Origin of the sequence: Gardnerella sp. 26-12, assembly GCF_001660745.1 — a bacterium.
In the GTDB taxonomy this organism is placed as follows: Bacteria; Actinomycetota; Actinomycetes; order Actinomycetales; family Bifidobacteriaceae; genus Bifidobacterium; species Bifidobacterium swidsinskii.
Genome location: NZ_LWSR01000031.1, coordinates 1 through 11,846 on the forward strand (window position 1 = coordinate 1; position 11,846 = coordinate 11,846).

Genomic DNA, 11,846 nt, shown 5'->3' on the forward strand with positions numbered 1-11,846 from the left:
TTTCAGCAGAATTCAACAGAAATAAATAAAATTAAACTAGATTCAACGACGAAAAGAGATTACCGATGACGAAGATCATTCAGATTGGCGCAAATCACGCCGGCACTGCCTGCGCTAACACCATTTTGAGCTACCCAGGAAACGAGCTTACCATCTACGATCAGAATAGTAATATTTCCTTCCTTGGTTGCGGCATGGCTTTGTGGATTGGCAAGCAAATTCAAAGCAGCGACGGACTGTTCTATCAAAAGCCAGAAGATTTCGTTAAAAAAGGCGCTAAGGTAAATCTTGAAAGTAAAGTTCTCGACATTGATTACGCAAAGAAAGAAGTAACAGTCGAACTTAAAGACGGCACTGTTATTCACGATTCTTACGACAAGCTGGTTCTTGCTACCGGCAGCCTTCCAAACAGGCCTCGCATTAAGGGCATTGACTTGGAAAACGTGCAAATGGTAAAGCTTTTCCAGAACGCTCAAACTGTTATCGCTAAGCTTCAAGAGCGCGATTTCCGTAACGTCGTGGTTCTTGGCGGAGGCTACATTGGCGTGGAACTCGCAGAAGCTTTTAAGCGCCTTGGCAAGAACGTAACTCTTATTGACATGGAAGACCATATTCTTAACGGCTACTTTGACCCAGAGTTTTCCGATAATTTGAAGCAAATTATGGAAGATAAAGGCATTAAGTTTGAACTTGGTCAAACTGTTGAAGAAATTGTTGGAGACACTGAAGTCAAGGCTGTTAAAACAAGCAAAGGCACTTACGATGCAGACATGGTGATTTGCGCTATTGGCTTCCACCCAAACGTTGCGCTCGGCAAAGATCACTTAAAGCAGTATGCTAATGGCGCTTTCCTCGTTGACAAGAAGCAGCAAACTTCCGATCCGGACGTGTACGCAATTGGCGACTGCGCTACAATCTACGACAACGCTCGAGACCGCGTAAACTACATTGCGCTCGCTACTAACGCAGTTCGAAGCGGCTTGATTGCAGGTCACAACGTTTGCGGAACTCCTGTAGAAACCGAGGGCGTGCAAGGTTCTAGCGCAATGATGATCTACGACTACAAGCTTGTTTGCACCGGCTTGAGCTTAACTGCCGCTCAAAAAGAGGGCATGGATGTTGATTACGTTGATTTCGAAGATACTCAAAAGCCTGCGTTTATGGAAGTTGAGAATCCAGAGGTGAAGATTCGCATCGTTTACAAGAAGGATACGAAGGTTATTGTTGGTTGCCAATTGGCTTCTAACTACGATATGTCTGCCGCAATTCACCTGTTCTCGCTGGCTATTCAGAAGAAAGTCACGATTAAGGAACTTGCTTTGTGCGACATCTTCTTCATGCCTCACTTCAACCAGCCATACAACTACATTACGATGGCTGCTTACACTGCTTTGTTGAAGGGATGATTAATATCTGTAATCTTTGATGATTAATCTCTGCGATTAGCTTCTGCTATTAGCTTAAATCGCATTTATTAAACCAAGCAATCTGTTCTATAATGGAGCAGTTGCTTGGTTTTTTAATCATCCGCGCACAAAAGCGCGCACACGACGCGCATATTAGCGTAAGACATGCAGATTAAAACAAAGGAGTCTAGGATGAAGCAGCTTTCTATTAAACCAACTATTCATAAGTTCGAGCAAGCACGCGACTTTGCGCAAGAATTCAAGCTCGGTAAGGGTGATTTGGTTATTACAAACCAATACATTTGGGAGCCTTATTTTGGTGATTTGAATCTTGATTGCGACGTTATTTTCCAAGAGAAATACGGCAAGGGTGAGCCGAGCGATGCAATGGTTGATGCAATCGTTAGCGACATTCACACAACTCCAAAGCGCGTGATTGGCATTGGTGGCGGCACTGTTTTGGATATTTCGAAGGTTTGTGCGTTGAAACAAACTAGCCCGCTTGAAGACTTGGTCGACGGCAAGATTCCTGCACAAAAAGGCGCTGATCTTATTCTTGTGCCAACTACTTGCGGAACCGGTTCTGAAGTTACGAACGTTGCCGTGTTCTCGCTTACTAAGCGCAATACCAAGAAAGGTTTGGCAAACGATGCTTGCTACGCTACGGACGCGGTTCTTATTCCGGAATTGTTAAAGAGCCTACCGGATTACGTTTTTGCAACCAGCTCTATTGACGCTCTTACACATTCGATTGAGTCCGCACTTTCTCCTATTGCAACAGAGCTTACAAAAATGTTTAGCTACAAGGCTTGCGGACTTATTTTGCAAAGTTATATGCGAGTTGTGGAGGAAGGCAGCAGCACAAAAAGCCAAGTTGTAAGCGATTTGGTTTCAGCAAGTCTTTACGCTGGCATTGCGTTTGGTAACGCTGGCTGCGGTTGCGTGCACGCTATGGCTTATCCGCTTGGCGGCACTTTCCACGTGGCTCACGGCGAGACGAATGCTGCGCTTCTTACAAGCGTTTTGAGATGCTATGCTAAGCACGACGCTAACGAGAATAACGCAGAAAACACTGAGCTTTCTAAGCTTTTCGACTTCATGGCAAATATTCTAGAATGCAAGAAGGCAGACGTACTAGACAAGCTTGACGAAGTGCTTAACACGATTCTTCCTAAGCATAGGCTTCACGAGTATGGCATGAGCGAGGATATGATTCAAAGCTGGGCTTCAAGCGTTGTTAAAGAACAGCAGCGACTTTTGAAGAACTCCTACATGCATATGGACGAAGCTGCAATTGCCGAAGTCTACGCGTCTACTTTCTAAAATCAGATTTTTAGCAAACTTATTTTCTAGAATTTGTTGATTTTAATTACGTTTTAATAGTTTTTCACAAAATAACAAAAGCAAAATAACAAAAGACCCCACAAATAAATGTGGGGTCTTTATTTTATTTGTAGCAACTATTGCAACCAGTGCAACTACCACAGCTACTTCAACTATTTCTAATTGAACAATAGCTATTCAATAACTTTTAGATTGCACAAATGAGGCTCGCCTAAAGGCAATCCAGTGTCCGAAGGGAAGAATCCATCATTTACAATAAAACTTACATAAACTTTCTTATTCACATACTTTTCCATGATTTGTTTAGCTTGACTACCATCATCAAACGCCATCATGGTCGCATCGCTAGGATGAGGTGGATTGCCCATATCGCCGCTGTGAGGCAAAGTAACGCTGGTTTTATTATCCAGAATAAGAATCATGAAAGTTTGATTAGGATCTGAAGATCCCGGATTAGGATNTTGAATATTTTKTTGCAGTTTTGTTCGTCAGTTTTTTTTTAATTTTAATAACGAATAAATGTGAGTTACTGTAAATGTAGCGTGACTGTAAATGTGGCACAACAGCATTTTGCATCTAAAAGCGCGTAAGATACTAGCGGAATGTATGATGTTTTCACGTCGAATACATCAAGTAATTTAGAGAGTATGGTTATGAAAAAGCGTCGTAAAACAGCATTAGGTGAAGATGTAGCACCATTGCAACAGCGTCGACTACTTTCAGGACCACTTGTGTTTTTATTTATGGTTTTTGTAGTTACTGTTGGTTCAATTGAGTGCATTTCAACAGTTAGAAATTATGCGTTAAGCTTATCTGAGCTTCATGCACTTCAGCGTGAAGAAAGTGATTTACGTGAACAAAAACGTACGTTGGATAATAATATTGACCGATGGAAAGACAAAGCATACGTTACCGCTCAAGCTAGAGATCGTCTCGGCTTTATTTTTCCCGGTGAGCAGGCTGTTCGCGTAGAGCATCCTGAAGCAGTAACTGGAAAAGTTCCGAATGAATTTGCTCAAGAAAATAGCGAAACTAAGACTCATTCAGTCTTGCCTTGGTATAGTGACTTAATGTATGCAATACATAAAGCAGACAAACCAGATACTGTGCCATCCTTATAACATATAAACTGATAAAATATATAAACTGATAAAGTAAAAGATTATTTATTTGTAAAACAGCTTTAACAGGAGTAGAAACGCATGGCTAACAGCCAAGAAAGTTCAGATAAAATGCAGAACAGTAATAAGAAATATATTCCAGAAGAAGCTGTGAAACGTTTATTTACTACASCTGCAAGTGATGCTGAGCGTACAATTGTTGAAAAGCAACTTGGAAGATTCCCTAGAGGAATGGTAGCTGTTGGTGCGCGTTGCGTTTGTGGTAGACCTCTTGCTGTTATTACTAGACCATGCTTAGAAGATGGCACACCATTCCCAACTACATGCTACCTTACCAGTCCTGAAGCTGTAAAAGCGGTGTCTCGCGTAGAAGCAGACGGTATTATGCGAGAATATAACGAGCTATTACAATCGGACGAAGATCTGAAGAAACAATATGAGCGTGCGCATAAGTATTATTTGGAATTCCGTCATGAATTAGCTGTGTCTTTGGGGGATAGTGAAGAGCATATTAGTCAGATGAGCGCTGGTGGAATGCCAGTTCGTGTTAAATGCTTGCATGCTTTGCTCGCGCAAACATTGGTAATGGGCAAAGGTGTAAATCCGATTGGTGACATGGTACTAGAGCGCATTAAAGATGAGTTTGATCCTAACGTGTGCCGTTGTACTACTCCGTGGAGCGATGATGCATATGCTACTGAAACGGAAGTTGTTGTGGAAGACGAAACGATTGCAAAAGATAAAACTGCAGAGGGCGAAGCTGTGAAAAGCGACACGACTACTTGTGCAGAAAAAACAGTACAGGTTGCCGCAATTGACTGTGGTACGAATTCTATTCGACTAAAAATTGCGCAAGTTTCTGAGCATGGAATGAAAGATATTGTACCTCGTATGCTTCGCGTTGTTAGACTAGGTCAGGGAATTGACGAAACTCATCGTTTCGCAGATGACGCTTTGGAGCGAGTGAGGGATGCTGCGCACGAATTTGCGCAAGTTTTGAAAGAACATCCAGTTGATGCGATTCGTTTTGTGGCAACTTCAGCTACACGAGATGCTGAAAATCGTGAGATTTTTGAACAAATGATGATTGATGAGCTTGGTGTTCGTCCTGAAGTTATTAGTGGTACTGAAGAAGCAGCTCTTAGCTTCCTTGGTGCAACAAGCGTTGTGTCTCGCGATGAGTTGCAGCCACCGTATCTCGTAGTTGATTTAGGTGGAGGTTCTACTGAGTTAGTGCTTGGAGGGGATGGGGACTGCTTGCCGGCGCACAAGGTTTCTGCAGCATACTCCATGAATGTTGGTTCTGTTAGAATGACTGAAAGGCATTTGCATACTGATCCTCCTACGGAAGAGGAAATTCAAGCTGCGATTGAAGATATTGACAAGCATATTGATGATGCTTTCAAAGTTGTCCCTGCAGGGCGAGCTCGTACTATTATTGGCGTTTCTGGAACTGTGACAACTATGGCTGCTTTGACTATGGGATTGCAGCATTATGATCATACTGCTGTCGATGGTGTGCATATTGGATTAGAGCAGGCTTATGCTGTTAATAATCGCTTTTTGCGTATGCCTAGGGACTGCAGGCGCACGTATGCGACGATTCACCCAGGGCGTGTGGATGTTGTCGGCGGTGGAGCAGTGATTTGGAGCCGTGTGTTGGAGAGATTAGCAAAAGCTGCGTATGAGGATCACGGTGGGGTTTTGGATACGTTTGTTGCAAGTGAGCATGGTTTGCTTGACGGAATTACGCTTGATTTGGGAAGAAAGTTACTCGCCACACGCTGAGCTTGTTCTTTGCTTAGATATATGGCATAATAAGTGATTGCTGCCTCTGTGGCGGAATTGGCATACGCATCAGACTTAAAATCTGACGCCCTTACGGGCTTGTGGGTCCGAGTCCCACCGGAGGCACAAACAAAGCGCTGCACAGTTTTTAGCTGTGTGGCGCCTTTTGCTTTTCTGTTGGTTTTACCTATAACCCATAATGCGTGCATGTTGACAGCTTGTGATTACATAGTTATAGACAAAGTAATTGATAATAGTGAACCCCGGCTTAGGCTGGGGTTCATTGCGTATAAGGCAAAATGCGAATGATATTGAGAAACGATATCGCCCAAATATTTTAATATTTTAGGAGGTTGGAAAGTGCATAATCATAACGATGTAATTCAAACTAACGGCACTGGTTCACGCTCAAGCAGTGTGAATGCAAATGTCAACTCTTCCGATACTAATTACAATAATGCCAACGCAGCTTCCCAAGCAGAAGCAATTCACGCAAGTCATGCACATCAGCATCGTTTGCTTCTTACGCTTTCTCTTACTGCAACTGTGTTCTTTGCTGAGGTAATTGGTTCTTTCATAACCAATTCCTTGTCGCTTCTTATAGACGCAGGTCATATGCTTACAGACATTTCGGTTCTTGCAGCTTCAACAGTTACTGCAATTCTTATGCGTCGTCGTCCAAATAGTAAGCGCACGTGGGGTTGGGCGCGTCTTGAGGTTATTACAGCTGCTGCGGGAGCTCTTATTTTACTGCTTGTAGGAGTGTATGCTCTTGTTGAAGCTGGAATGCGTCTTTTTGGTAGTGGCCATCAAGGCATTCACGATGTAAATCAGCTGCTATTCTTTGGTATCCTTGGTTTAGCTGCGAATTTAGGTTCTCTTGTAATTCTTATGTCTCAATCGCAAGACAATATGAATATGCGTGCTGCTTTTCTTGAGGTTATGAACGATGCTCTTGGATCTGTTGCAGTTGTAGTCTCAGCTATTGTAATGATGAGTACAGGTTGGGCAGGTTTTGATGCTTTAGCTGGCGGTATTATTGCGCTTCTTATGATTCCTCGTGCGTTAAAGCTTCTTAAGAATGCTGTTAAGGTTCTTCTTGAGCAGACTCCTGAAGGTCTTGATTTAAACAAAGTTCGTGAACATCTAGAGCATGTTCCTCATGTTCTTGCAGTTCATGATTTGCACGCTAGTACTGTCTCTACTGGTATGCCGATTTTTATGGCACATGTTGTTGTGGATCCTAATATGACAATGTCTCAATGCTCTCAAGTGCTTTCCCAGCTTCAGGACTGCTTGCGCGAGCATTTTCCTGTTTCTGTCTCTCACACTACTTTCCAGCTTGAGCCTAAGGGTTATACAACTTCTAGTGCGTCAGAGCATCATGAATAGAGTTTATAGGTTTTGCTTATAAGTCTTGTTGCAAAGAACGTGACAAGTTTGCATAAATACGTGAATGCGTATTTCCTGTGTCGTAATTGTTTTTGAAGTAAAGTTATATTTATGCCGTTAAAAGAACTAATTGATAATACTCACAGTGAGCGCGTGCGCAGACTCGTTTCTTTAGGTCGCGCAAAGTCGCATGATTTGCAGCGTTTTTTAGTTGAAGGTCCGCAAAGTGTGCGTGAAGCTGTACGTTATGCCACAGATTCGTTATGTGATATTTATGTTACTAAAGATGCTTGTGAAGGTAATGAAAAGGAAAGTTCACAATTTTCTTCTTTGCGGGAAATAGTTAAAGAAGCTTTATCTCGATCTTGTTATGTTCATCCTGTTGAGTCGAATATTATGCAAAAAATTAGTGCTGATTCACAGGGAATTGTTGCGGTTGCTAATTCGAAATCTTTGGACGATATTTATTTTAGTGAGTTTAAAAATTTACAGCAATCAGCACAAGTAAAAGTAAAAAACGATTTTAAGCCTCTTCGTATTGCAGCTTGCTGGCAGGTAAGAGATCCTGGCAACGCTGGTGCTATTATTCGTGTTGCAGATGTTGCTGGATGCGATGCTGTTGTTTTTGTTGATGATTGCGTAAGTCGTTGGAATGCTAAGCTTGTGCGTTCGACTGCTGGCTCACTATTTCATCTTCCTGTAGTGCAATTAAGCGTTCAAGACTGGTTCGAATGCGCTGCAAAAGCAAATATTCGAGTTATTGCAGCTGATATTTACGGAACTGACAAGATTAAACCTGTGCCATTTCCAAAAATTTTAGTCAATTCCGAGGTTATTAGCAGTTCTTTGGCTATTTTATTTGGTAATGAAGCTAGAGGCTTACCTAAAGAAGTATTGCAGCAGGTTGACGATATTTCAATAATTCCAATATATGGAAAAGCGGAATCAATGAACCTTGCAACAAGTGCAGCAGTAATGCTTATGGGCTTGGCTATGTCGAGTCATGAGCGAAAAATATAGCTTTGGGCAATATTTTGCAATAGCGTATATAAACAATGAATATACGTATAACACAGATAGGAAAGGTGCTGTGACCGATAATAAGCCATTCGATATTAAAGCTGTAAGTAAAGCAGTAAAAGAAGGTATTGCTAGCGTTACAGCTGCTCAAACTATGGAAGAGCTGAAGGCTGTTAAAACTAAGTATGCTGGCGCGCAGTCAGTGATGACTGTTGCAAGTAAAGCAATTGGTTCTTTGCCTGCGGATCAAAAGAAGGAAGTTGGCAAGGTGATGTCAACTTTGCGAGCTGATTTTGGTCGAGCTTTTGCAGAAGCTACAGAGCGAATTAAAGCTGTTGAAGAGGCTAACATGCTTTCTGCAGAAACTGTAGATATGACTCTTCCAATTAATCGTAAGCCTTTAGGTGCTCGTCATCCTATTGCTCGTATTATTGAGGATTTTGAAGACTTCTTTGTGTCTATGGGTTGGCAGATTTCTGCAGGTCCAGAAGTTGAAACTGAATGGTTTGATTTTGATGCATTGAACTTTGGTCCGGATCATCCTGCGCGTCAAATGCAAGATACTTTCTACGTTCAGGGTAATCAAGCTAAGGATGCTGCAGGCTTTGTTGGTTCAAACATGGTTTTGCGCACGCAAACTTCTTCTGATCAAGTACGTGCGTTAATTGAGCGTGGAGTTCCTCTGTATATTGCTTCTCCTGGTAGAGTGTTCCGCACTGATGAACTGGATGCAACGCATACTCCAGTTTTCCATCAATGTGAAGCTTTGGCTGTAGATAAGCATTTAACAATGGCTGATTTAAAGGGTGTTCTCGATCGTTTAGCTGTTGCGATGTTTGGTCCAGATGCAAAGAGCCGCTTGCGACCAAGCTACTTCCCATTTACTGAGCCTAGTGCTGAGCTGGATCTTTGGTTCCCAGATAAAAAGGGCGGTCCAGGCTGGATTGAATGGGGCGGTTGCGGAATGGTTAACCCTAATGTGTTGAAGTCTGCAGGTTTAGATCCACAAGTGTATACCGGTTTTGCTTTTGGTGTCGGCTTGGAGAGGACTCTGCTTCTTCGTCACGATATTAACGATATGCATGATTTGGTTGAAGGCGATAAGCGCTTCAGTGAACAGTTTGTAATGGGGGAGTAAAACTCATGCCAATGGTAGATATTGACTGGCTCAAAGATCATGTTGAAGTGCCAGAAGGTTTAACTTACGAACAGCTTGCTAAAGATTTAGTTCGTGTTGGTTTAGAGGAAGAAGAAATTCATACTTCTCAAGTTACCGGTCCAATTGTTGTCGGTTACGTAGTTGATGCAACTCCTGAACCGCAGAAAAATGGCAAAACTATTAATTGGTGCCATGTTGATGTTGGAGATAAATACAACGATGTTGACGAGAACGGCAAGAAAGTTCCTCGTGGCATTGTTTGCGGTGCTCCTAATATGGCTGCTGGTGAAAAGGTTGTTGTAACTCTTCCTGGTGCTGTTCTGCCTGGAGAATTTAAGATTGAGCCGCGTAAGACTTACGGTCATATTTCTGACGGTATGTGTGCTTCAGAGCGTGAGCTTGGTTTGGGAGATAGCCACAATGGCATTATTTTGTTGCGTGAATATGGCTTCTCTAAGGCTGAATATGATGAGTTGAAGCCTGGCGACGATGTAATGGAGTTGTTGCATCTTAATAAGCCGATTTTGGAGATTAACATAACGCCTGATCGTGGATATGCTTTCTCTTATCGTGGTGTTGCTCGTGAATATCATCATTCAACTGGTACTGTTTATACGGATCCTGTTTCAAAGTTGAATGAGCAGGTATCGCAAATTAATGATGAAGGTCACAAGACTTCAGATATTGACGTGAGTATTGAAGATACTAATCCAATTCATGGTGTACCTGGTTGTGATCGATATTATGCGCGTGCTGTACACGGTTTTGACTCCACTTGTGCAAGCCCACGTTGGATGCAGCGTCGTTTAACGCGTGCAGGTATGCGCAGTATCTCTCTTGCTGTTGATATCACTAATTATGTCATGCTTGATTTGGGTCAACCTCTTCATGCTTATGATTTAGACAAAATTGAAGGTCCAATTGTAGTTCGTCGTGCACATGAGGGCGAACATCTTACGACTTTGGATGGCAAAGATCATGAATTGCATGTTGAGGATTTAGTTATTTGCGATTCTCCTCGTGGAAACCATGGTTCACGCGTGCTTGGCTTGGCAGGTGTTATGGGCGGCATGTATGGCGAAGTTACGAGTGAAACGAAAAATATTTTGATTGAGGCAGCTCACTTTGATCCCGTTTCAATTGCTCGTACTGCTCGTCGACATAAGATTCCTTCTGAGGCTTCTCGTCGTTTTGAGCGTGGCGTTGATACCCAATTGCAGCCAGCAGCTGCACAAATGGCTGCAAATCTTTTGGAACAGTTTGGTGGAGCTAAGCCATCTACATCGCCGTGTGATGTCAATAATACTCAGTCGCGAAATGTGATTGTGTTTAAAGCTAATGAAGTGCAGCGAGTTGCCGGTTTGGATGTTGATTTGAATCGCATTAGCGATATTCTTACCGATATTGGTTGCTCTGTTGCTGGTGGTGGCAATGGATCCTTCTCCGTTCTTCCTCCAACTTGGCGTCCTGATTTGAATGAGCCTTGCGATTTAGTAGAGGAAATTGCTCGACTTGTTGGATATGATGAGATTCCTGTTAAGGTTCCTGCTGTTCCTGTTACTGGTCGAACTGGCTTAACTGCGCAACAGCAAACTAGACGAGCTATTGCTTATGAGTTAGCGGAAACTGGTTTTGTTGAATCTTTAAGCTATCCATTTGTTGGTGAGGAAGATATTAAAGCTTTCCGTCAAAATGTGGATGAAGTTGCTGAAGTAAGTGTTCGTATTGCTAATCCTTTAGCTGGAGACAGGCCTTGGCTTCGTCGTTCTGTTTTGATGACTTTGGCTGGTACTGTTCGACGCAATCTTCATCGTGGTTTAACAGATATTTCCATGTATGAGCTTGGTCATGTGTACTTTAGTGATCCAAATGCTCCTGCAATTCCTGCATTACCTGGTTCTGTTAGACCTTCTAATGCTGAGCTTGCTGCGTTGGATGCTGGATTACCGGAACAACCTTTGCATGTTGCTGCTTTGCTAACTGGTCATGCTGAAGAAACTGGTTGGCTTGGTACTCATAGAGATGTTGATTGGAGCGATGCTGTTGAAGCACTCCAGCGAGTTGGTAAGAGAATTGGTGTTAAGTTCATTCTCGAACAGTTTAAAGCTCAAGATGCTCCATCTTCTTGGCATCCTGGTCGTAGTGCTCAAGTTTGTGTTCTTGCTGAAGATGGTTCAAGCGTCAATCTCGGTGTTGTTGGCGAATTGCATCCACATGTTTGTGAAGCGCTAGATTTACCTAAGCATTCTGCAGCATTCGAGCTTGATTTAACTGAATTGTTTAAGAATATGATTATGAAGCCTGTTCAAGCTAAACCAATTTCGACTTTCCCTCCTGTAAAGCAAGATTTCGCTTTCACTGCACCAATTGAGTTGAAAGCGAATGAATTGCAGTCTGCTATTGAAAAGTCTGCTGGAGATTTGCTTGAATCTGTTGAGTTGTTCGATGTGTATGAGGGTGAGCAGCTTGGAGAAGGTTTGCGTTCTCTTGCTTATTCCGTAACGTTCCGAGCAAATGATAGAACACTTTCTGGCGAAGAGATGGAAGAAGTTCGTAAGAAGATTACGGATGCTGCTGAAGTCTTGCACGCAACTTTGCGAGTGTAAAATATAATAT

9 protein-coding genes and 1 tRNA gene are annotated in these 11,846 nt (G+C 42.5%); 9 read left to right on the top strand and 1 reads right to left on the bottom strand.

Annotated elements, in window-relative coordinates; translation table 11 throughout:
• The first annotated feature begins 65 nt into the window (after positions 1–65).
• Together nox and A5295_RS02795 are read left to right on the top strand one after the other, a co-directional pair.
• Entirely contained in the window at positions 66–1,406 is a 1,341-nt protein-coding gene (nox, locus tag A5295_RS02790; protein WP_032842526.1) for a H2O-forming NADH oxidase, read from the top strand.
• Between the two features lie 192 nt (positions 1,407–1,598).
• Positions 1,599–2,729: a 4-hydroxybutyrate dehydrogenase gene (locus A5295_RS02795; protein ID WP_064621640.1), complete on the top strand. Its 1,131-nt coding sequence runs from the start codon at positions 1,599–1,601 to the stop codon at positions 2,727–2,729.
• 194 nt (positions 2,730–2,923) lie between these two features.
• Here the strand turns inward: A5295_RS02795 and A5295_RS02800 are convergent, their stop codons facing one another.
• Positions 2,924–3,172, bottom strand: a complete 249-nt coding sequence (locus A5295_RS02800) for a hypothetical protein (RefSeq protein WP_064621641.1) — start codon at positions 3,170–3,172, stop codon at positions 2,924–2,926.
• 225 nt (positions 3,173–3,397) lie between these two features.
• Between A5295_RS02800 and A5295_RS02805 the strand changes: the two genes are divergently transcribed.
• The 7 genes from A5295_RS02805 (at position 3,398) to pheT (ending at position 11,836) form a co-directional block, all read left to right on the top strand.
• The gene (locus tag A5295_RS02805) at positions 3,398–3,871 is read left to right on the top strand and encodes a septum formation initiator family protein (RefSeq protein WP_012914095.1); all 474 of its coding nucleotides are present in this window, start codon (positions 3,398–3,400) and stop codon (positions 3,869–3,871) included.
• A gap of 81 nt (positions 3,872–3,952) precedes the next feature.
• Positions 3,953–5,659 carry a DUF501 domain-containing protein gene (locus A5295_RS02810; protein ID WP_082915462.1) on the top strand — a complete coding sequence of 569 codons (1,707 nt, stop codon included), beginning with the start codon at positions 3,953–3,955 and terminating at the stop codon, positions 5,657–5,659.
• 42 nt (positions 5,660–5,701) lie between these two features.
• Positions 5,702–5,785: transfer RNA gene (locus tag A5295_RS02815), tRNA-Leu, on the top strand.
• A 234-nt stretch (positions 5,786–6,019) separates the two neighbouring features.
• Positions 6,020–7,051, top strand: coding sequence for a cation diffusion facilitator family transporter (locus A5295_RS02820; protein WP_082915464.1), 1,032 nt, complete (start codon positions 6,020–6,022; stop codon positions 7,049–7,051).
• Between the two features lie 111 nt (positions 7,052–7,162).
• A complete protein-coding gene (locus A5295_RS02825) occupies positions 7,163–8,071 on the top strand; it encodes an RNA methyltransferase (protein ID WP_064621642.1) in 909 nt (302 codons plus the stop codon).
• A gap of 70 nt (positions 8,072–8,141) precedes the next feature.
• Positions 8,142–9,209: a phenylalanine--tRNA ligase subunit alpha gene (gene pheS / locus A5295_RS02830; protein ID WP_033888768.1), complete on the top strand. Its 1,068-nt coding sequence runs from the start codon at positions 8,142–8,144 to the stop codon at positions 9,207–9,209.
• 5 nt (positions 9,210–9,214) lie between these two features.
• Positions 9,215–11,836, top strand: a complete 2,622-nt coding sequence (gene pheT, locus A5295_RS02835; RefSeq protein ID WP_064621643.1) for a phenylalanine--tRNA ligase subunit beta — start codon at positions 9,215–9,217, stop codon at positions 11,834–11,836.
• The last annotated feature ends 10 nt before the right edge of the window (positions 11,837–11,846 follow it).